Here is a 20,038-nt window from a genome sequence, read left to right on the forward strand (position 1 = left end):
ACCTGCACTCGCTCACCCCAGTGGCTTACCTAAGTAAGCGCCTGGGGTGAGCGAGTTGGCCGCCCGGCTGCAGCTTGAAATTCATAGGCTATAAGTAAGGAAATAAGTACTGCGATGACGACTCAGGCTCCTCCAACATCTTTGCTCCCGCTGACGCCCGAACAGCTGGCGCGCCTGCAAGCGGCGATTGGTGAATATTCACCGACGCAGCTGGCGTGGCTGTCAGGCTATTTCTGGGGAATGGTTAACCAACAACCTGGAGCCGTAGCCATTGCGCCGGCTGCATCCGCTGCCGCCAACATCACGATAATTTCTGCCTCCCAGACCGGCAATGCGCGCCGCCTGGCGGAGCAGCTGCGTGACGATCTGCTGGCCGCCAAGCTGAGCGTCACTCTGGTGAACGCCGGCGACTACAAGTTCAAGCAGATTGCCCAGGAACGTTTGCTGGTGATCGTCGCCTCCACGCAGGGGGAGGGCGAGCCGGCGGAAGAGGCGGTTGCGCTGCATAAATTCCTGTTCTCGAAGAAAGCACCCAAACTCAACGAGACCGCATTTGCGGTATTCGGGCTGGGGGACACTTCCTACGAGAATTTCTGTCAGTCCGGTAAAGATTTCGACGGCAAGCTGGCCGAGTTGGGTGCCGAGCGCCTGGTAGAACGCATTGACGCCGATGTGGAGTATCAGGAGCTGGCCACGGCCTGGCGCAAGCAGGTAGTGGATGTGCTGAAAGCGCGTGCGCCGGCGGAAAACGCCGCACCGGGCGTGCTGGCTAGTGGCGCGGTTGACCTGCTCGACAGCAGCCCGTACAGCAAAGAACAGCCGCTGACTGCACAACTGGCAGTGAAGCAAAAAATTACCGGCCGCGGCTCCGATAAAGACGTGCGCCACATCGAGATCGATCTCGGCGACTCCGGCCTGCGCTACAAACCGGGCGATGCACTGGGCGTATGGTTCGATAACGATCCTGCGTTGGTGGACGAACTGGTTCAGTTGCTGTGGCTGAAGGGTGATGAGCCGGTGGAAGTGGAGGGCAAGACCCTGCCGCTGGCTGAAGCGTTGCGCAGCCACTTCGAGCTGACGCAAAACACCACGCCGATTGTCGATAAATATGCCGCGCTGTCGCGTGACGAGAAATTGATTGGCCTGTTGGCGGATAAAGCCGCGTTGCAGCATTACGCGCACAATACGCCGATCGTCGACATGGTGCGCCAGGCCCCGGCGGATCTCAGCGCCGAGCAGTTGATTGGCCTGCTGCGCCCACTGACGCCGCGTCTGTATTCCATCGCCTCCTCGCAGGCTGAGACCGAAAACGAAGTGCACGTCACCGTTGGCGTCGTACGTTACGATATCGACGGCCGCGCCCGCGCCGGCGGCGCTTCCAGCTTCCTGGCCGATCGCCTGGAAGAAGACGGCGACGTACGGGTTTTCATTGAGCATAACGACAACTTCCGCCTGCCGGCCAACCCGGACACTCCGGTGATCATGATCGGTCCCGGCACCGGCATTGCCCCGTTCCGCGCCTTCATGCAACAGCGTGACGTTGAGGGTGCAAGCGGCAAGAACTGGTTGTTCTTCGGCAATCCGCATTTTACCGAAGATTTCCTGTATCAGGTTGAATGGCAACGCTATGTCAAAGACGGCCTGTTGACCCGCATTGATTTGGCCTGGTCGCGTGACCAGCAACATAAAGTTTACGTGCAAGACAAGCTGCGCGAACAGGGCGCTGAAGTGTGGCGCTGGATTCAGGAAGGCGCGCACATTTACGTCTGTGGCGATGCGAACCGCATGGCGAAAGACGTGGAAAACACATTACTGGAACTGGTGGCCGAGCACGGTGGCATGGATACCGAGCTGGCGGATGAATTTTTAAGTGAGCTGCGCCTTGAGCGCCGTTATCAGCGAGATGTTTACTGATGAGTGATAAACACCCGGGGCCTCTGGTGGTTGAAGGCAAACTGGCCGATGCCGAGCGTTTGAAGAAAGAAAGCAACTTCCTGCGCGGCACTATCGCCGAAGATTTGAAGGACGGCCTGACCGGCGGTTTCAACGGCGATAACTTCTTGCTGATCCGTTTCCACGGCATGTACCAGCAGGACGACCGCGATATCCGCGCCGAGCGCGCCGAGCAGAAGCTGGAGCCGCGTCATGCGATGATGCTGCGCTGCCGTCTGCCGGGGGGCATTATTTCCCCGCAGCAATGGCTGGGCATCGATAAGTTCGCGCAGGAAAGCACGCTGTACGGCAGCATTCGCATCACCAACCGTCAGACTTTCCAGTTCCACGGCATTGTGAAGGGCAACGTCAAGCCGGTGCACCAATTACTGAACCGTCTGGGGTTGGACGCGCTGGCTACCGCCAACGACGTGAACCGCAACGTGCTCTGCACCTCGAACCCGGTGGAGTCCGAGCTGCATCAGGAAGCCTACGAGTGGGCGAAGAAGATCTCCGAGCATCTGCTGCCGCGTACCCGCGCTTATGCGGAAGTGTGGTTGGATCAGGAAAAAGTGGCGACCACCGACGAAGAGCCGATCCTCGGCGCCACCTATCTGCCGCGTAAATTCAAAACTACGGTGGTGATCCCGCCGCAGAATGACGTCGATCTGCACGCCAATGACATGAACTTTGTGGCGATCGCCAAGAACGGCAAACTGGTGGGCTTTAACCTGCTGGTGGGCGGCGGTTTGTCGATTGAACACGGCAACAAAAAGACCTATGCGCGTCAGGCCAGCGAATTCGGTTACATTCCGCTGGAACACACGCTGGCGGTAGCCGAAGCGGTGGTGACCACTCAGCGCGACTGGGGTAATCGTACCGATCGCAAGAACGCCAAAACCAAATACACGCTGGAACGCGTCGGTGTGGATACCTTCCGCGCCGAAGTGGAAAAACGCGCCGGCATTACCTTTGAACCGATCCGCCCGTACGAATTCACCGGGCGCGGCGATCGTATCGGTTGGGTAAAAGGCATTGATAATCAATGGCACCTGACGCTGTTTATTGAAAACGGCCGCCTGCTGGACTATCCGGGCCGCCCTTTGAAAACCGGTATCGCCGAGATCGCCCGCATCCACAAGGGGGATTTCCGCCTGACCGCCAATCAGAACCTGATCGTCGCCGGCGTGCCGGAAAGCGAGAAGGCGAAGATCGAAGCCCTGGCGCGCGATCATGGTCTGATCGACGACGGGATCAGCGAGCAGCGTAAAAACTCGATGGCCTGCGTGTCTTATCCTACCTGCCCGCTGGCGATGGCGGAGGCCGAGCGCTTCCTGCCGGAGTTCGTCACCAAGGTGGAAGGGATCATGCACCAGCACGGCGTGGGTGATGAGCACATCGTGTTGCGTATCACCGGCTGCCCGAACGGCTGCGGCCGTGCGTTGCTGGCGGAACTGGGCCTGGTGGGCAAGGCGGTGGGTCGCTATAACCTGCATTTGGGCGGTAACCGTGAAGGCACGCGCATTCCACGCATGTACCGTGAAAATATTAACGAAGAAGAAATTCTCAAGGAGATCGACCAACTGGTTGGCCGCTGGGCGAAAGAACGCACTGTGGGCGAAGGTTTTGGCGATTTCACCATCCGCGCGGGCATTGTCAGGCCGGTTGTGGATCCGGCGCAGGATTTCTGGGACTGACGCCGTTTGGCCCCTATTTGGAAGGGCCAAGTGAGCGCGGTAGAGTTCAAGAATCAGGAGGCAGGCAATATGGCTGAATTCGATCTGGCGGCGCTGAATGCGTTGCCCAAGTCCGGACAGGCGTTGAAGCTGGGGGCCGTCAACGGTCAACTGGAAACCCTTTCTGCCGAGCAACGCGTGGAATGGGCGTTGGAACATCTGCCCGGCGAGTTTGTGCTTTCTTCAAGCTTTGGCATTCAGGCGGCGGTGTGTCTGCATCTGGTCACCCGGATCAAGCCGGATATCCCGGTGATCCTCACCGACACCGGTTATCTGTTCCCTGAAACCTATCAGTTTATCGATCAACTGGTCGACAAGCTGAAGCTGAATCTGCAGGTGTTCCGTGCCGAGCAGTCGCCTGCCTGGCAGGAGGCGCGCTATGGCAAATTGTGGGAGCAGGGCGTAGAAGGTATCGAGAAATACAACCAGATCAACAAGGTTGAACCGATGAATCGCGCACTGGAGACCCTGGGCGGGCAGACCTGGTTCGCCGGCCTGCGCCGCGAGCAATCCGGCAGCCGCGCCAACTTGCCGGTGCTGGCGGTGCAGCGTGGCGTATTCAAAATTCTGCCGATTATCGATTGGGATAACCGCAAGATTTATCAGTACCTCACCGACCACGGCCTGAGTTACCACCCGTTATGGGAGCAAGGCTATCTGTCGGTTGGGGATACCCATACCACGCAGAAATGGGAGCCGGGCATGAGCGAAGAAGAAACCCGCTTCTTCGGCCTCAAGCGTGAGTGCGGCTTGCACGAAGGCTAAGTTTGCAGTTCATCCGCTCAAGGCCCGGCAATGTTTGTCGGGCCTTGTTATTTTTGCTGGATATTACTTTTTCTGCGCTTTAACCGGATGCGCCTGCGCCAGTTCCTTGATTAGCGGCAGCAGGATCTGCACGCTCTCGCGGCTGCGCTTGTCGATCCTGCCCGGCAGATAACGTTCCAGATACTGCAGGTTGTCGTACTGCGGGCGATGCCAGGTTATGCCTTGCGGGAAATGGGGGCTGACGGCGCGCTGCTGGTAGCCGTCTTTATCACCCAGAGACCAGTTGGTGGCTTCGACCGAAAGCACCGGCATACCTGCGTTATCAAACACCTCTTGATCGGAACAACAACCGGTGCCTTTCGGCCGTTGTTTGCTGCCAGGGTTAATGGCGGCGGCGATGCCGTAACGGTGGGCGATATCCAGGGCGCGATCGCGGCTCCGCTTGGCCATCTTCGGCGGCGTATTGCGACCGGCGTTGAAGTACAGACGATCGCCGGTTACCAGGCTGTCGAGGTTAATCACCAGTACGGTGTTGCGTTTTTCTTCCGCGCTCATGCGTTGCAGGTAGTTCTGTGCGCCCAGCGAACCGATCTCCTCGGCGCTGGTGGCAACAAAGCGCAGGCCGTAAGCGGTGGGGATATTCTTCAGGCGTTCCGCCAACTCCAGCATTACGCCGACGCCTGAGGCGTTGTCATCGACGCCCTGCAGCGTCAAGCCGCCAAGGTTATTGTCCAGATCGGTATCGCTTTGCGGGGTGTAAGTATCAAAATGCGCCACGATCAGGATCTGCTGCGGACTGCTGCCATTTTTGGCGGCGATCACCGAGCTGGCGGTGACGTTATTCCAGTTCTTTTTACCGTCTTTGCTGGTGTAGAGGTAGCGGGTGTTGAAGCTGCGGATATCGCTCTGATAGCCCATCTTGCCGAATTGTTGTTTGAGGTAGTCTGCCGTGAGCAATTCTGCCGGGCTGCCCGCCATGCGGCCGGGGAAATAGGTGGCGATATGGCGAATCTGGTCGGCGGCGAATTTCCCCATGGGGGCTTCTTTCACTGCCGGGAGAGCGGCCGAAACGCTGAAAACGCCGCTGAGCGCTGCTGCCAGCAGGCCGGTCTTCAGGTAAACGCGGGAGAACATACCGAAAAATCCTTCTTTGATATCGGCGATACCGATGATTTTTTGCGGTGTCCAGTATGAGACGACGCGCGGCATTACACAATTTCTTCGGCTCCTAATTTTGGTATCGGCGCGCAAACTTTCCCCCCGCTTATCACCGCCTGAGCCATGCAATGCGGCCTATATTCCATAAAGGAACTATTAATTCCTTTTCGTCATTTCAGAGGCTAAATCTCAGCCCGTATAGTCACAGTATCTTCCCGCATTACGAAAAGGCTGTTGTGGACTATCTACCTATATTTGCCGACCTGAAACAACGCCCGGTGTTGGTCGTTGGCGGCGGCGAAGTGGCTGCGCGCAAAGTTGATCTTCTCCTGCGCGCCGGGGCTGAAATACGGATAGTTGCGCAGTCGCTCTCACCGGAACTTGAACATCAGCGTCAGCAGGGGCATATCCGCTGGCTGGGGCAGGCGTTCGCCGCGCAACAGCTGGATGACGTTTTCCTGGTGATTGCCGCAACCGACGACAGCGTGCTGAATGCCCAGGTGTTTAGCGAGGCGGATAAACGCCGAGTGCTGGCTAATGTGGTCGACGATCAGCCGCGCTGCTCGTTTATCTTCCCGTCGATTATCGATCGCTCACCGTTGGTGGTGGCCGTTTCTTCCAGCGGCCAGGCGCCGGTATTGGCACGCATGCTGCGCGAAAAGCTCGAAGCGCTGCTGCCTGCCAGTCTGGGGCAGATGGCGGAGGTGGCCGGGCGCTGGCGCGGCCAGGTGAAGCAACGGCTGAGTTCGATCGGCGAACGTCGTCGCTTTTGGGAGAAAATCTTCGGCGGCCGCTTCTCCACGCTGGTGGCCAATGGCCAGCAGGCGCAGGCGGAGCAGCAGTTGGAGCAGGATTTGCAGCAGTTTGCGCTGGGGCGCGAAGGCACCCAGGGTGAAATTGCGCTGGTGGGCGCAGGCCCCGGCGACGTGGGGTTGCTGACCCTGCGCGGGCTGCAGGTGATGCAGCAGGCCGATGTGGTGCTGTATGACCATTTGGTTAGCGATGAAATCCTGGATTTGGTGCGTCGTGACGCCGAACGCATCTGCGTGGGCAAACGTGCCGGCGCACACTCGGTGATTCAGGAAGAAACCAACCGTCTGCTGGTGGAACTGGCGCAACAGGGCAAACGCGTGGTGCGGTTGAAGGGGGGCGATCCCTTTATCTTTGGCCGCGGTGGCGAAGAGCTGCAAGTGGCTGCAGCCGCAGGCATTCCATTCCAGGTTGTGCCAGGTGTAACCGCAGCGGCCGGGGCGACGGCTTATGCCGGCATCCCGCTGACGCACCGTGACCACGCGCAGAGCGTGACCTTTATTACCGGCCACTGTCGCCCCGACGGCGACGGGTTGGATTGGGCCGATCTGGCGCGTGCGCGACAGACTCTGGCTATCTACATGGGCACCATGAAGGCGGCGGATATCAGCCAGCGCCTGATTGCCCACGGCCGCGAGGCCAGCACGCCGGTTGCGGTGATCAGCCGCGGCACGCGTGCGGACCAACAGGTGCAGATCGGTACCTTGCAACAACTCGAACAATTGGCTCAACAGGCACCGTTACCGGCGCTGCTGGTGATCGGCGAAGTGGTGGAACTGCATCACCAAATCGCCTGGTTTGGGCATCAACCGCAGACGGAAGGGGTATCACGCCCAGCCGTCGTGAATTTGGCTTAAGGATCTGTTATGGACGAAAAACGACTCACTCATTTGCGGCAATTGGAGGCGGAGAGTATCCATATCATCCGTGAAGTCGCCGCTGAATTCGGCAACCCGGTGATGCTCTATTCCATCGGCAAAGACTCTTCCGTGATGCTGCACCTGGCGCGTAAGGCGTTCTACCCGGGCACGTTGCCTTTCCCGCTGCTGCATGTGGATACCGGCTGGAAATTCCGCGAAATGTACGAATTCCGCGATCGCACCGCGAAAGAATACGGCTTTGAACTGCTGATACACAAAAACCCGGAAGGCGTGGCGATGGGCATTAACCCGTTCGTGCACGGCAGCGCCAAGCACACCGATATCATGAAAACCGAAGGTCTGAAGCAGGCGCTTAACAAGTACGGCTTTGACGCCGCCTTTGGTGGGGCGCGCCGTGACGAAGAAAAATCGCGCGCCAAAGAGCGCATCTATTCCTTCCGCGACCGCTTCCACCGCTGGGATCCGAAAAACCAGCGTCCGGAGCTGTGGCACAACTATAACGGCCAGATCAACAAGGGTGAGAGCATTCGCGTGTTCCCGCTGTCGAACTGGACTGAGCTGGATATCTGGCAATACATCTTCCTGGAAAAAATCGACATCGTGCCGCTGTATTTGGCGGCACCGCGTCCGGTGGTAGAGCGTGACGGCATGTTGCTGATGGTGGACGACGATCGTATCGATCTGCAGCCGGGCGAAGAGATCAGCCAACGCATGGTGCGCTTCCGCACGCTGGGCTGCTGGCCGCTGACCGGCGCGGTGGAATCGGAGGCGGAAACGCTGCCGGAGATCATCGAAGAGATGTTGGTATCTACCACCAGTGAGCGCCAGGGACGGATGATCGACCGCGATCAGTCCGGCTCGATGGAGCTGAAGAAGCGTCAAGGGTATTTCTAAGGAGCCGCCGGATGAAGACTATAGTTTCGCAAAACCAGGCAATTGCCCAGCAAATCGCTGACCAGGGCGGAGTAGAAGCCTATCTGCACGCGCAGCAACATAAAAGCCTGTTACGGTTCCTGACCTGCGGCAGCGTCGACGACGGTAAAAGCACCCTGATCGGCCGCTTGCTGCACGATACCCGCCAGATCTACGAAGATCAGCTGTCAACGCTGCACAGTGACAGCAAGCGCATCGGCACTCAGGGCGAGAAACTCGATCTGGCGCTGCTGGTGGACGGCCTGCAGGCCGAGCGCGAGCAAGGCATCACCATCGACGTGGCTTATCGCTATTTCTCGACCGAAAAACGCAAATTTATCATCGCCGATACCCCGGGACATGAGCAGTACACCCGCAATATGGCGACCGGCGCTTCGACCTGCGATCTGGCGATCCTGCTGATCGACGCCCGCAAAGGGGTGTTGGATCAAACCCGCAGACACAGCTTTATCGCTACGCTGCTGGGGATTCGTCACCTGGTGGTGGCGGTCAACAAAATGGATCTGGTGGACTATAAAGAGTCGGTGTTCGAGCAGTTCAAGCAGGACTATCTGACCTTTGCGCAGCAGTTGCCGAACGATCTGGACATCAAGTTCGTGCCGCTGTCGGCGCTCGACGGCGACAACGTCGCGACCGAAAGCGTGCATATGCCTTGGTACAGCGGCCCTACGCTGCTGCAGGTATTGGAAACCGTGGATGTGATCAGCGAGCGTGAAGCGCAGCCGCTGCGCTTCCCGGTGCAATACGTCAACCGACCGAATCTGGACTTCCGCGGCTACGCGGGCACGCTGTCGGCCGGTGTGGTGCGTGTCGGCCAACGTGTGAAGGTACTGCCTTCCGGCGTGGAATCCACCGTGGCGCGCATCGTCACCTTTGATGGCGACTTGCAGGAAGCAGTGCCGGGCGAAGCCATTACGCTGGTGCTGAAAGATGAAGTGGACATCAGCCGCGGCGATCTGCTGGTCGATGCCGGGGAAACCCTGCAGGCGGCGCAAAGCGCACTGGTCGATGTGGTGTGGATGGCTGAGAAGCCGCTGCTGCCGGGCCAGAGCTATGACATCAAAGTCGCGGGTAAAAAGACCCGAGCGCGTGTGGAAGGCATTCGCCACCAGGTAGAAATCAACTCGCTGGCGCAGCATCAGGCGGATACCCTGCCGTTGAACGGCATCGGTTTGGTGGAACTGACCTTCGACGAGCCGCTGGTGCTGGACAGCTATCAGCGCAACCATGATACCGGCGGGCTGATCTTTATCGATCGTTTGAGCAACGTTACGGTCGGCGCCGGCTTGATCCGCGAAACCTTGCAAGGTGCGCAAGCGCTGGCGGGGGACCATAGCGCGTTCGAACTGGAACTGAACGCCTTGGTACGCAAGCACTTCCCGCATTGGGGTGCGCGCGACCTGCTTGGGGGCAAATAACGTGACCGAGGATCAACAACGGCCCACCGGGCCGGATGATGACAACGTGGTCTGGCATCCGCATGCGGTAACGCGTGCGGATCGCGAAGCCCGCAACGGCCATAAGGGTGTGGTGCTGTGGTTTACCGGGCTGTCCGGCTCGGGAAAATCTACCGTTGCCGGCGCGCTGGAACAGGCTCTGCATGCGCTTGGCGTCAGCACCTATCTGCTGGACGGCGATAACGTGCGTCACGGCTTGTGCCGCGATCTGGGTTTCTCCGATGACGATCGGCGTGAGAATATTCGCCGCGTGGGTGAAGTGGCGAAGCTGATGGTGGATGCCGGGTTGGTGGTGCTGACCGCGTTTATTTCACCGCATCGCGCCGAACGGCAAATGGTGCGTGAACTGCTCGATAGCGATCGTTTTATCGAGGTGTTTGTCGATACCCCGTTGGCGATTTGCGAAGCGCGCGATCCCAAGGGATTGTACAAAAAAGCACGTGCCGGCGAGCTGCGTAATTTCACCGGGATCGACTCGGTTTACGAGGCGCCGCAGCAGCCTGATATTCACCTTGATGGCCAACAATTGGTAACAAATTTGATTGCGCAATTGTTAGACGTGTTGCGTGGCCGGGCTATTATCAAACCCTGAATTCAAAAAAGCGTGTGGCGTTTTTGCGCCATACGCTTTTTACGCTAAGCTCGCCGCAGAGCGCGCCGAATAACCAGGGATTACTATGCAAAATGTCTCGCCTGTCTTGATCGACTCTACGCTTGAAAAAGAGGAACCCTCGTATTCTTTCCTGGGCGGCGTCTGCGGCTTTGTTTTCTACTGGCTGGCGTTCGCGGTGCCGTTTCTGGTTTACGGTTCCAACACCCTGTTCTTTCTGCTCTACACCTGGCCGTTCTTCCTGGCTCTGATGCCGGTTTCGGTGCTGATTGGCATCACGCTCAGCATGTTGCTGCGCGGCAGGCTGCTGCTGACGTTGCTGCTGACCGGTGTGATCGTGCTGTGCCTGTTCTGGCTGGTATTCAGCTTTTTGACCGGTTGGTGAGGGGAAGGGCGCAGTTACCTGCGCCCGAAGCATTGCAAAGCCGTGCCGAAGGTTACAAAACTTTGCTCAGAAAAGCCTGAGTGCGTGGATTGGCCGGCTGGCTGAAAATCTGCTGTGGTATGCCTTCTTCCTGGATGATCCCCTGATCGATAAACAACACCCGATCGGCCACTTCACGGGCAAAGCCCATTTCATGCGTCACCACCACCATCGTCATGCCTTCGTGCGCCAATGATTTCATCACCGCCAGCACTTCGCCGACCAACTCGGGATCGAGCGCGGAGGTCGGTTCGTCGAACAGCATGATTTTCGGTTCCATCGCCAGCGCGCGAGCAATGGCTACCCGCTGTTGTTGACCGCCGGACAGGCTGTTGGGATAGGCGTCAATTTTGTCCAGCAGGCCCACCTTTTGCAGCAGCGCTTCTGCCCGCAGTATGGCCTCTGCGCGCGACAGCTTTTTCACCCCCATCGGCGCCATGATGATGTTTTCCAGCACCGTCATATGCGGGAACAGGTTAAAGCGTTGAAACACCATGCCGACGCTTTCTCGCATTTTATTGAGATCGGTTTTCTGGCTGTGTATGGTAAAACCGTTCACCAGGATCTCACCGCCGGACAGCGTTTCCAGCGCATTGATGCAGCGCAGGAAGGTACTTTTACCGGAGCCGGAGGGACCGATGACGCAGACCACTTCGTTGGCTGCGATTTCGCAGGAAATACCACGCAGCACGTGGCTTTCGCCGAATTGTTTTTGCAGGTTATGTACGCGAATCACTTTTCCCGAACCTCTTTTCCATGTGTTGCACCATCAGCGAAAGCAGGAAGGTGAGGACCCAATAGACCAGCGAAATGGTCAGGTAGGGCTCCCAATAGGTGGCATAGGCGCCGGAAACCGTGCGGGCGGCATAGGCCAGATCGGCAAGCCCAATGGCGGAGGCCAGCGAAGAGTCTTTGACGATGGCAATGGCATTGTTGCCCAGCGGCGGCAGCATGCGGCGAAACGCCTGCGGCAGGATCACTTTGCGCATGGTTTTGCCGTAGCTCATGCCCAGCGAACGTGAAGCTTCCATCTGGCCGCGATCGATAGATTGAATGCCGGCGCGGAAAATTTCCGAGACGTAGGCACCTGCGTTAAGCGTAATCGCCACCACGCAGGAGAGAAATGCGCCGTAATCGGAGCGTAGCGCGCGGGCGAAATCGGTGCTCATCAGACCGCTGGTGACCAGCAGACCGTCACGAGGGTTGATAAACAGCGGCACCAGCGCGAAATGCACCACCATAATCTGGACAAACAGCGGCGTACCGCGGAAGGCGCTGATGTAGATGCGCACCGGCCACTGAACGCCATAATGCAGTATCGGTTTCCAGATGCCGTGTGGTGCCTGTGCCAGGCGGCCGAGCCCGAGGATAAGCCCCCAGGTGGTGCCCAGTATTACGCAGATAATGGTGCATTTGATGGTCATCCAGGCGCCTTCCATAAACAGCGGGGCGTACTCCTGGATTATCTCCCAACGGAAATTCAAGGTCGGTTCCTTCTTAAAAAGTTTTCAGGCTGCTGCGCTGACGAGCGCCGGCCTATTATTCGGCGGGCAGCGTGGGGACATTGCTGTCAAACCAGGTCTGGTAGATTTTGGCGTAGGTGCCGTCGGCGATGATTTTCTTCAGGCCGGCGTTGATTTTGCCGCGCAGTTCGTCATTGCCTTTGGCCACGGCGATACCGAAATACTGACGTTCGAATTTGGCATCGGACACCAGTTTGAACTCTTTTTCCGGATGAGTTTTGATGTAGAACTTGGCCACGCCGACGTCGCCCACGGCCGCGCCGATACCGTCTTCATACAGCTCTTGCAGCATTAACGGGGTATTGTCGAAACGTTTGATGGCGGTGTTGTTTTTGCCTAACACGTCGGACACCACGATGTCGCCGGTGCTGGAGTTGACTACGCCGACCTTCAGCGCTTTCAAGGCGGCGATAGAGTCGACGCTGGAGTCTTTGGGGACCACGATAGCCTGCTCTGCCGGGAAGTAGGGTACAGAGAAATCAACCATTTGTTTGCGTTTGTCGGTAATGGTGATGCCGGAAATAATGATGTCGCGATCGCCGGAGTTCAGCGTTGCGAAAATACCTTCCCACGGCGTATTCACCAGTTTGACCTGAAAGTTCTCGGCCTTGGCCACGGCCTTGATAATATCGATATCAAAGCCTTCCAGCTGTTTGCTGCTGTTTTCGAATTCGAACGGACGGTAGGTGCCGCCAGAGCCGACGACGTAGGTAGGCTCAGCCGCCAGGACTGAGGCCGACAGGGTGGCGGCCAGACAGGCGCCAATCACAACTAAAGATTTAAACATCGCTATCCCCGGTAATTAGAAATGATTCATTGGATTTATTTATGCACTATGAGTGCATAAAAATAATATTTAATGAATAAAAATACAACTCCTACCTAATGATGAAATTTTCAATGGTGTTAAATATGCAGTTTGTGCTTGCCGGTGGCGAATGCTTTGGTGAAATTAGCGTGTAGCCAGTTTTTCTTGCTGCATAACCGGAAAAAACGCTGAAGGGGAAAAATGCGGGGGCGCTGGTTGGTTTTTCTGAGATGAAATGGGCTTTTTTTACCGCTTTCAGCGCGAATTTAGGTTATAAACTCAGTAAATTCTCATCCTTACTCTGAATTTGGCGGTGAATGCCGCTCTCAGTGTGGAGTCCAACGAAAAGTTGTGGGATGATTGGTCGGTTTTTCAGGGGGCGGAGATGGGAAAACTTACGCTGCTATTGCTGGCATTGCTCGGATGGTTACAGTATTCACTGTGGCTGGGTAAAAATGGTGTTCACGATTACGTGCGGGTCAATGAAGATGTTGCGCTCCAACAGGGCAGCAATGCTAAATTGAAAGCGCGTAACGATCAGTTGTTTGCCGAAATCGACGATTTGAACGGTGGTCAGGAAGCGATCGAAGAGCGTGCGCGCAATGAACTGAGCATGATTAAGCCCGGTGAAACCTTCTATCGTCTGGTTCCTGATCAATCAAGACGCAACGCGGCGTCCTCCTCGCAAAATAACGTACAAAAGTAACGAATGAATCACTCTGCAGGCACCTTTCCCTCGGTGATTGCCGTCCTGCCCGCTGCCGGTATCGGCAGCCGCATGCAGGCGGATTGCCCGAAACAGTATTTGACCATCGGTAAGCAAACCATTCTCGAACATGCGATCCATGCCCTGCTGCGTCATCCGCGCATTCCGCAGGTGATTGTGGCGATCGGTCCTGAGGATCGGCAGTTTGGCCAGTTACCTATTGCCCAGGATCCCCGAGTACGGGTGACCATTGGCGGCCGGCAGCGCGCCGATTCGGTAATGGCCGGGTTGCAATTGGCGGGTGAGGCCGATTGGGTGCTGGTGCATGACGCCGCACGCCCCTGCTTGCATGCAGAAGATCTCGATCGTCTGCTGGCGATCACCGAACACAGCAACGTTGGCGGCATTCTGGCGGCAATGGTGCGCGACACCATGAAGCGGGCGGAGCCCGGCCACGCAGCTATCTCTCATACCGTTGAACGTCAGGACCTGTGGCATGCGCTGACGCCGCAACTCTTCCCGCTGCAATTGCTCAAGCTTTGTTTGCAGCGCGCGCTGGACGACGGAGCGACGGTCACCGATGAAGCCTCTGCGCTGGAGCATTGCGGTTATCACCCACTGCTGGTTGCCGGGCGCTCGGACAATATTAAAGTGACGCGGCCGGAGGATTTGGCGCTGGCGGCGTTCTATTTAACCCAGTTAGACGATTAAGGAGCGCATCATGCGTATCGGTCACGGTTTTGACGTACATAAATTTGGTGGCGAAGGGCCGCTGGTGATCGGTGGTGTTCGCATCCCTTATGAAAAAGGGTTGCTGGCCCATTCGGACGGAGACGTGGCCCTGCATGCGGCGACGGATGCCCTGCTGGGAGCGGCGGCGCTTGGGGATATCGGTAAACTGTTTCCGGACACCGATCCGGCCTTCAAAGGCGCCGACAGCCGTGAGCTGCTGCGTGAAGCCTGGAAACGCATCCGCGCCAAAGGTTATCGCCTGGGGAACCTGGATATCACTATTATTGCCCAGGCGCCCAAAATGGCACCGCATATTCCGCAGATGCGCATTTTCCTGGCGGAAGACCTGCAGTGCCATATGGACGACGTTAACGTGAAAGCCACAACCACCGAACAGCTTGGTTTTACCGGGCGTGGCGAGGGCATTGCCTGCGAAGCGGTTGCCTTGTTGATCAAGGAATAACGCATGGATATGGCTAATTTGACCTGGCTGCACGGCCAGCCGCAAAGCACAGGCGTGCTGAAAGCCAGCCCGGAAGATTTCGTGGTGGTGGAAGATCTGGGCTTTGAACCGGACGGAGAAGGCGAACATGTGCTGGTGAACATCCGCAAGAACGGATGTAACACCCAGTTTGTCGCCGATTATCTGGCGCGTTTCGCCGGCATTCACGCCCGTTCTGTCAGCTACGCCGGCCTGAAAGATCGCCATGCGGTGACCGAACAATGGTTCTGCCTGCATCTGCCGGGCAAAGAAACGCCTGATTTCAGCCAGTTCTCGCTGGAGGGCTGCGAAGTGCTGGCCAGTGCCCGCCATCTGCGAAAAATGCGCATCGGTACGCTGAAAGGCAATGCTTTCACTCTGGTGCTGCGTCAGATCTCCGATCGACAGGATGTGGAACAGCGCCTGCAGGCCATTGCGGCGGGTGGCGTGCCGAACTATTTCGGCAGCCAGCGTTTTGGTCGCGGTGGCAATAACCTGGTCATGGCGCGTCGCTGGGCGAATGATGAGATCCGGGTTAAAGAACGCAGCAAGCGCAGTTTTTATCTTTCCGCCAGCCGCAGCGCGCTGTTTAACCTGATCGCCAGCCGGCGCTTGGCCAATCAACAGCACCGCACGGTGCTGGAAGGGGATGCGCTGCAACTTACCGGCCGCGGCAGTTGGTTTGTCGCCAAACCGGACGAACTGGCTGAGTTGCAGCAGCGGCTGGATGCCGGTGAGCTGTTGATTACCGCACCGTTGCCGGGCGACGGCGAACCGGGCACCGCCGGGGAAGCGCTGAACGTTGAACAACAATGTTTGGCGGAACAGCCGGAGCTGATGGCGTTGTTAAAGCGGGAACGCGTTGATCCGGCTCGTCGCGCGTTGTTGCTGCAGCCGCAAAAGATGCAGTGGAATTGGTGGGACGATGCCACCGTTGAATTGCGTTTTTGGCTGCCGGCCGGCAGTTTTGCCACCAGCGTGGTGCGCGAAATCATGCGGCAAGAGAGCAGTGACGCGGACATTAGCGAGTAATAAAGAAAACCTGCAGACGCAGGTTTTTTTTCGTCTGGCGAATGGTGACCGCGAAACTTGGGGGCTTTTGACCTGCCAGTGGCTGGACGGTCAAAATTCGTCTTTCCCTTGGTTACTGGACACGCCGGGGGGAGTAAACATAATATCTGCTGGTTAAGTACCGCCTTTTGGGCGGCTATTGCGGGTATTTAAATGCCAGGCTGCGTGAAACGCTGCGTGGGTGAGAGAGATAAAAGAAGACAACCTCTTATGCGGATATTGCTGAGTAATGACGACGGTGTTACCGCCCCTGGTATCCAGGTGCTGGCGGCGGCGCTACGGGAATTCGCTGAGGTGCAGGTTGTGGCGCCCGATCGTAATCGCAGCGGCTCTTCGAATGCGCTGACGCTGGAATCACCGCTGCGTACCCTGACGTTGCCCAACGGTGACATTGCAGTGCAGCAGGGAACGCCGACCGACTGCGTGTATCTGGGCGTGAATGCCCTGATGCAGCCTGCGCCGGACATCGTGGTTTCCGGCATCAACGCCGGCCCCAATCTTGGCGATGACGTTATTTATTCCGGTACCGTAGCGGCCGCCATGGAGGGGCGCCATTTGGGCTTGCCCGCGTTGGCCGTGTCGTTGAATGGCCATCAGCATTACGCTACTGCAGCTGCGATCACCTGCCGCGTGCTGCGCGCTTTACAGCGTGAACCGTTGCGAACGGGAAAAATTCTGAATATTAACGTACCGGATTTACCGCTGGACCAGATCAAAGGCATTCGCGTGACCCGTTGCGGCAGCCGTCACCCGGCCGACAAAGTGTTCTGCCAGCAAGATCCGCGTGGGCAAAACCTCTATTGGATTGGGCCGCCGGGTGATAAGTTTGATGCCGGGCCAGACACGGATTTCGCCGCGGTGGAGCAAGGGTATGTGGCGATTACGCCATTGCAGGTGGATTTAACCGCCTATGCGGCCCAGGACGTGGTAAAAACGTGGTTAACCAAAGCAGGGGTTGGCGGGGAATGGTGAACAAGCGTATGCAAACATTGCTGACGCAACTGCGTCAACAGGGGATCCAGGAAGAACGGTTGCTGCAAGCGATAGAGGCGGTACCGCGTGAACGCTTTGTTGACGAAGCGCTTGAACACAAAGCCTATGAAAATACTGCGCTGCCTATCGGCTCAGGCCAAACCATTTCCCAACCTTATATGGTTGCGCGAATGACCGAATTGTTGAATCTGACGCCAACGTCGAGAGTCCTGGAGATCGGTACAGGCTCCGGCTATCAAACCGCTATCCTGGCGCATCTGGTGCAACATGTCTGTTCCGTCGAACGTATCAAAGGGCTGCAATGGCAGGCCAAGCGTCGCTTGAAACAGCTCGATCTTCACAACGTGTCCACGCGTCATGGCGACGGCTGGCAGGGGTGGGCATCGCGCGGCCCGTTTGATGCCATTATCGTGACTGCAGCGCCGCCGGAGATCCCACCGGCGCTGATGGAGCAACTCGACGATGGCGGCATTCTGGTATTGCCGGTGGGCGAACAGACCCAAACTCTCAAGCGTATTCAACGTCAGGGTAATGATTTTGTCATCGATACCGTCGAAGCGGTGCGTTTTGTGCCGCTGGTGAAGGGTGAGCTGGCCTAAGGATTGTCTGAATTTTAGGCGTAAAACGAAATCTGTTGCACTTTCATCACGCCTGGTTAAGGTTTTAACGTTTCAATAAAGTTAATTTTCAATACAATTGCCTTTCTGCGTAGTTGTCTTATGGTGCGGCATCGCTAATGTGGTTAGCATTGGCGCGCTGTTTTGAGGCTCCGGCAGGAGATTTCCTGGCATTCAGGGATCGGCCGCGGGCACCTTTCATCGCAGAAACTGAGAGAGTGGTAAAAGCTCAGCTACGATGTAAAGGGTATTTTGGATATATCGCTGATATTGCTGTCATGGGGGAAGCATGAGCACGGGAAGCCCAATGATTACTTTACGCCGGGTTGCGGTGTGTACGATGGTGAGTTTGTGGTTGGCGGGTTGTACGAATGATGCATCGACATCAGCCCCTATCAGTAGTGTGGGCGGTGGCGGAGCCGCTGCATCCGGCAACGCCGGAGCAAACGCCAGCCCTGAAGGGCGTATCGTTTACAACCGCAGTTACAATTCAATCCCCAAAGGGAGCTACAGCGGTAATACCTACACGGTAAAACGAGGCGATACGCTATTTTACATCGCGTGGATCACCGGGAACGATTTCCGTGACCTGGCGCAACGTAATAATATTCCTGAGCCATACAGTTTGAATGTGGGTCAAAGCATTCAGCTTGGTAATGGTTCTGCGAACGGAAACGGTGGCATGCTGGCGGCGACAGACGCAACCCGCGGCGGTGTTCCGAAGCCGCCTTCCACTACGCAGATACAAACTGCAACGGTTGATTCTCCATCAACTAACGCGTATTCTGATAATTCGGGTAAACAGAATGTAGGTAAAATGTTACCTGCAGCGGGTGCAGTAGCGGCAACCACCGCAGCAGCACCTGTTACCGCACCGGTCGTTGCTCCACCAGTGAGCAGCACCGTCAGTAACAGCTCGCCAGTGAGTAGCTGGAGATGGCCAACTGACGGTAAGATTATTGATAGCTTTTCCTCATCAGAAGGTGGGAATAAAGGTGTCGATATCGCCGGCTCCCGTGGGCAGCCTATCTTCGCTACCGCCGATGGTCGCGTAGTGTACGCAGGCAACGCTTTACGGGGTTACGGTAATCTGATCATCATCAAACACAATGATGATTACCTGAGCGCCTACGCTCACAACGACACAATGCTGGTCCGGGAACAACAAGAAGTGAAGGCGGGTCAAAAAATAGCCACCATGGGTAGCACCGGAACCAGTTCAGTACGTTTGCATTTTGAAATTCGTTACAAGGGGAAATCCGTAAACCCGCTGCGTTTTCTTCCGCAGCGATAGATTGGGCAGAATACGCTGATATTCTGCTCGCGGTATCACGGGTAGGAGCAGCATATGAACCAAAATACGCTGAAAGTTAACGAGTTACAGGATGATGCGGATTTCGACGAGAACGCAACGGAAGCGGAGTCATTCGACGAAAAAGCACTGGTCGAAGAAGAGGCCAGTGAGAGTGATTTAGCGGAAGAAGAGTTGCTGTCTCAAGGCGTTACCCAACGCGTATTGGATGCGACGCAGCTCTATCTGGGTGAAATCGGTTATTCTCCGCTGCTTACCGCAGAGGAAGAGGTTTATTTTGCGCGGCGTGCACTGCGCGGTGACGTGCCGTCCCGCCGCCGAATGATCGAAAGCAACCTGCGGCTGGTGGTGAAAATAGCCCGCCGCTACAGTAATCGCGGCCTGGCGCTGCTGGATCTGATTGAAGAGGGCAACCTCGGCCTGATCCGTGCAGTGGAAAAGTTTGACCCGGAACGCGGTTTCCGTTTCTCAACTTACGCAACCTGGTGGATCCGTCAGACGATTGAACGGGCGATAATGAACCAAACCCGAACCATCCGTTTGCCTATCCATATCGTTAAAGAACTGAATGTCTATCTGCGCACGGCGCGCGAGCTTTCTCATAAACTGGATCATGAACCGAGCGCTGAAGAGATTGCCGAGCAACTCGACAAGCCGGTCGATGACGTCAGCCGTATGCTGCGTCTGAACGAACGTATCACTTCCGTCGATACGCCGTTGGGCGGTGATTCAGAGAAAGCGCTGCTGGACATTCTGGCTGACGAGAAAGATAACGGTCCGGAAGACACCACGCAAGACGATGACATGAAACAGAGCATCGTTAAGTGGCTGTTCGAACTGAACGCCAAACAGCGTGAAGTGCTGGCTCGTCGTTTCGGCCTGTTGGGTTACGAAGCGGCGACGCTCGAAGATGTGGGCCGTGAAATTGGCCTGACTCGCGAACGTGTACGTCAGATCCAGGTTGAAGGTTTACGTCGCCTGCGTGAAATTCTGCAGTTGCAGGGCCTGAGCATTGAGGCGCTGTTCCGCGAATAACGTCGGCAGTTGAATCGCATCAAAATAAAAACGGTGAGCATAATGCTCACCGTT

Annotated in this window: 20 protein-coding genes; 16 read left to right on the forward strand and 4 right to left on the reverse strand. The window is 56.9% G+C overall.

Translation table 11 applies throughout. The features are described 5' to 3' along the window. Positions 1–114 precede the first annotated feature (114 nt). The 3 genes from cysJ (at position 115) to ACUTQW_RS14565 (ending at position 4,433) form a co-directional block, all read left to right on the forward strand. A complete protein-coding gene (gene cysJ, locus ACUTQW_RS14555) occupies positions 115–1,914 on the forward strand; it encodes an NADPH-dependent assimilatory sulfite reductase flavoprotein subunit (RefSeq protein ID WP_006323640.1) in 1,800 nt (599 codons plus the stop codon). Beyond that, entirely contained in the window at positions 1,914–3,629 is a 1,716-nt protein-coding gene (gene cysI / locus ACUTQW_RS14560) for an assimilatory sulfite reductase (NADPH) hemoprotein subunit (RefSeq protein ID WP_004950249.1), read from the forward strand. The genes cysJ and cysI overlap by 1 nt, the downstream gene beginning before the upstream one ends. Before the next feature lie 69 nt (positions 3,630–3,698). Beyond that, a complete protein-coding gene (locus ACUTQW_RS14565) occupies positions 3,699–4,433 on the forward strand; it encodes a phosphoadenylyl-sulfate reductase (RefSeq protein ID WP_006323641.1) in 735 nt (244 codons plus the stop codon). Between the two features lie 63 nt (positions 4,434–4,496). Here ACUTQW_RS14565 and ACUTQW_RS14570 read toward each other — a convergent pair whose 3' ends face one another. Continuing rightward, the gene (locus ACUTQW_RS14570; RefSeq protein WP_006323642.1) at positions 4,497–5,567 is read right to left on the reverse strand and encodes an aminopeptidase; all 1,071 of its coding nucleotides are present in this window, start codon (positions 5,565–5,567) and stop codon (positions 4,497–4,499) included. A 260-nt stretch (positions 5,568–5,827) separates the two neighbouring features. Between ACUTQW_RS14570 and cysG the strand changes: the two genes are divergently transcribed. The 5 genes from cysG to ACUTQW_RS14595 all read left to right on the forward strand — a co-directional run bounded on the left by cysG (position 5,828) and on the right by ACUTQW_RS14595 (position 10,667). Further along, positions 5,828–7,258: a siroheme synthase CysG gene (gene cysG / locus ACUTQW_RS14575; protein ID WP_020438442.1), complete on the forward strand. Its 1,431-nt coding sequence runs from the start codon at positions 5,828–5,830 to the stop codon at positions 7,256–7,258. A gap of 9 nt (positions 7,259–7,267) precedes the next feature. Next, positions 7,268–8,176, forward strand: a complete 909-nt coding sequence (gene cysD, locus ACUTQW_RS14580; protein WP_004950261.1) for a sulfate adenylyltransferase subunit CysD — start codon at positions 7,268–7,270, stop codon at positions 8,174–8,176. A gap of 11 nt (positions 8,177–8,187) precedes the next feature. Further along, positions 8,188–9,633 (forward strand): sulfate adenylyltransferase subunit CysN, encoded by a 1,446-nt coding sequence (gene cysN / locus ACUTQW_RS14585; protein ID WP_062869661.1) that lies wholly within the window; start codon positions 8,188–8,190, stop codon positions 9,631–9,633. 1 nt (position 9,634) lies between these two features. Continuing rightward, positions 9,635–10,264: an adenylyl-sulfate kinase gene (gene cysC, locus ACUTQW_RS14590; RefSeq protein ID WP_004950265.1), complete on the forward strand. Its 630-nt coding sequence runs from the start codon at positions 9,635–9,637 to the stop codon at positions 10,262–10,264. Positions 10,265–10,349: 85 nt separating this feature from the next. Further along, a complete protein-coding gene (locus ACUTQW_RS14595) occupies positions 10,350–10,667 on the forward strand; it encodes a DUF3561 family protein (RefSeq protein ID WP_004950268.1) in 318 nt (105 codons plus the stop codon). Between the two features lie 52 nt (positions 10,668–10,719). Here the strand turns inward: ACUTQW_RS14595 and ACUTQW_RS14600 are convergent, their stop codons facing one another. From ACUTQW_RS14600 to ACUTQW_RS14610, 3 genes are all read right to left on the reverse strand, one after another. Then, on the reverse strand, positions 10,720–11,442 hold the full coding sequence (locus ACUTQW_RS14600; RefSeq protein WP_020438444.1) for an amino acid ABC transporter ATP-binding protein: 723 nt from the start codon (positions 11,440–11,442) through the stop codon (positions 10,720–10,722). Continuing rightward, positions 11,426–12,145 carry an amino acid ABC transporter permease gene (locus ACUTQW_RS14605; RefSeq protein WP_044033777.1) on the reverse strand — a complete coding sequence of 240 codons (720 nt, stop codon included), beginning with the start codon at positions 12,143–12,145 and terminating at the stop codon, positions 11,426–11,428. The genes ACUTQW_RS14600 and ACUTQW_RS14605 overlap by 17 nt, the downstream gene beginning before the upstream one ends. A gap of 100 nt (positions 12,146–12,245) precedes the next feature. Further along, the gene (locus tag ACUTQW_RS14610; RefSeq protein WP_006323646.1) at positions 12,246–13,016 is read right to left on the reverse strand and encodes a basic amino acid ABC transporter substrate-binding protein; all 771 of its coding nucleotides are present in this window, start codon (positions 13,014–13,016) and stop codon (positions 12,246–12,248) included. Between the two features lie 406 nt (positions 13,017–13,422). Between ACUTQW_RS14610 and ftsB the strand changes: the two genes are divergently transcribed. From ftsB to rpoS, 8 genes are all read left to right on the forward strand, one after another. Further along, on the forward strand, positions 13,423–13,743 hold the full coding sequence (gene ftsB / locus ACUTQW_RS14615; protein ID WP_004950270.1) for a cell division protein FtsB: 321 nt from the start codon (positions 13,423–13,425) through the stop codon (positions 13,741–13,743). A 3-nt stretch (positions 13,744–13,746) separates the two neighbouring features. Beyond that, a complete protein-coding gene (gene ispD, locus ACUTQW_RS14620; protein WP_006323647.1) occupies positions 13,747–14,454 on the forward strand; it encodes a 2-C-methyl-D-erythritol 4-phosphate cytidylyltransferase in 708 nt (235 codons plus the stop codon). 10 nt (positions 14,455–14,464) lie between these two features. Next, a complete protein-coding gene (gene ispF / locus ACUTQW_RS14625) occupies positions 14,465–14,938 on the forward strand; it encodes a 2-C-methyl-D-erythritol 2,4-cyclodiphosphate synthase (RefSeq protein ID WP_004950274.1) in 474 nt (157 codons plus the stop codon). 3 nt (positions 14,939–14,941) lie between these two features. Further along, a complete protein-coding gene (gene truD, locus ACUTQW_RS14630; RefSeq protein WP_006323648.1) occupies positions 14,942–15,988 on the forward strand; it encodes a tRNA pseudouridine(13) synthase TruD in 1,047 nt (348 codons plus the stop codon). A 249-nt stretch (positions 15,989–16,237) separates the two neighbouring features. Next, a complete protein-coding gene (surE, locus tag ACUTQW_RS14635; protein WP_006323649.1) occupies positions 16,238–16,999 on the forward strand; it encodes a 5'/3'-nucleotidase SurE in 762 nt (253 codons plus the stop codon). Beyond that, positions 16,993–17,619 (forward strand): protein-L-isoaspartate(D-aspartate) O-methyltransferase, encoded by a 627-nt coding sequence (locus ACUTQW_RS14640; protein WP_006323650.1) that lies wholly within the window; start codon positions 16,993–16,995, stop codon positions 17,617–17,619. The genes surE and ACUTQW_RS14640 overlap by 7 nt, the downstream gene beginning before the upstream one ends. A 325-nt stretch (positions 17,620–17,944) precedes the next feature. After that, on the forward strand, positions 17,945–18,931 hold the full coding sequence (gene nlpD, locus ACUTQW_RS14645) for a murein hydrolase activator NlpD (protein ID WP_006323651.1): 987 nt from the start codon (positions 17,945–17,947) through the stop codon (positions 18,929–18,931). A gap of 54 nt (positions 18,932–18,985) precedes the next feature. Next, the gene (rpoS, locus tag ACUTQW_RS14650; RefSeq protein WP_004950287.1) at positions 18,986–19,984 is read left to right on the forward strand and encodes an RNA polymerase sigma factor RpoS; all 999 of its coding nucleotides are present in this window, start codon (positions 18,986–18,988) and stop codon (positions 19,982–19,984) included. Positions 19,985–20,038 lie beyond the last annotated feature (54 nt).

This window comes from Serratia sp. TSA_7 (assembly GCF_052692135.1).

Bases quoted from the DNA above. Each gene is read 5' to 3' on its own strand.
- cysJ (WP_006323640.1), top strand. From the start codon at position 115: ATGACGACTCAGGCTCCTCCAACATCTTTGCTCCCGCTGACGCCCGAA.
- cysI (WP_004950249.1), top strand. From the start codon at position 1,914: ATGAGTGATAAACACCCGGGGCCTCTGGTGGTTGAAGGCAAACTGGCC.
- ACUTQW_RS14565 (WP_006323641.1), top strand. From the start codon at position 3,699: ATGGCTGAATTCGATCTGGCGGCGCTGAATGCGTTGCCCAAGTCCGGA.
- ACUTQW_RS14570 (WP_006323642.1), bottom strand. From the start codon at position 5,567: ATGTTCTCCCGCGTTTACCTGAAGACCGGCCTGCTGGCAGCAGCGCTC.
- cysD (WP_004950261.1), top strand. From the start codon at position 7,268: ATGGACGAAAAACGACTCACTCATTTGCGGCAATTGGAGGCGGAGAGT.
- cysN (WP_062869661.1), top strand. From the start codon at position 8,188: ATGAAGACTATAGTTTCGCAAAACCAGGCAATTGCCCAGCAAATCGCT.
- ACUTQW_RS14595 (WP_004950268.1), top strand. From the start codon at position 10,350: ATGCAAAATGTCTCGCCTGTCTTGATCGACTCTACGCTTGAAAAAGAG.
- ACUTQW_RS14605 (WP_044033777.1), bottom strand. From the start codon at position 12,145: ATGGAAGGCGCCTGGATGACCATCAAATGCACCATTATCTGCGTAATA.
- ACUTQW_RS14610 (WP_006323646.1), bottom strand. From the start codon at position 13,016: ATGTTTAAATCTTTAGTTGTGATTGGCGCCTGTCTGGCCGCCACCCTG.
- ftsB (WP_004950270.1), top strand. From the start codon at position 13,423: ATGGGAAAACTTACGCTGCTATTGCTGGCATTGCTCGGATGGTTACAG.
- ispD (WP_006323647.1), top strand. From the start codon at position 13,747: ATGAATCACTCTGCAGGCACCTTTCCCTCGGTGATTGCCGTCCTGCCC.
- ispF (WP_004950274.1), top strand. From the start codon at position 14,465: ATGCGTATCGGTCACGGTTTTGACGTACATAAATTTGGTGGCGAAGGG.
- truD (WP_006323648.1), top strand. From the start codon at position 14,942: ATGGATATGGCTAATTTGACCTGGCTGCACGGCCAGCCGCAAAGCACA.
- surE (WP_006323649.1), top strand. From the start codon at position 16,238: ATGCGGATATTGCTGAGTAATGACGACGGTGTTACCGCCCCTGGTATC.
- ACUTQW_RS14640 (WP_006323650.1), top strand. From the start codon at position 16,993: ATGGTGAACAAGCGTATGCAAACATTGCTGACGCAACTGCGTCAACAG.
- nlpD (WP_006323651.1), top strand. From the start codon at position 17,945: ATGATTACTTTACGCCGGGTTGCGGTGTGTACGATGGTGAGTTTGTGG.
- rpoS (WP_004950287.1), top strand. From the start codon at position 18,986: ATGAACCAAAATACGCTGAAAGTTAACGAGTTACAGGATGATGCGGAT.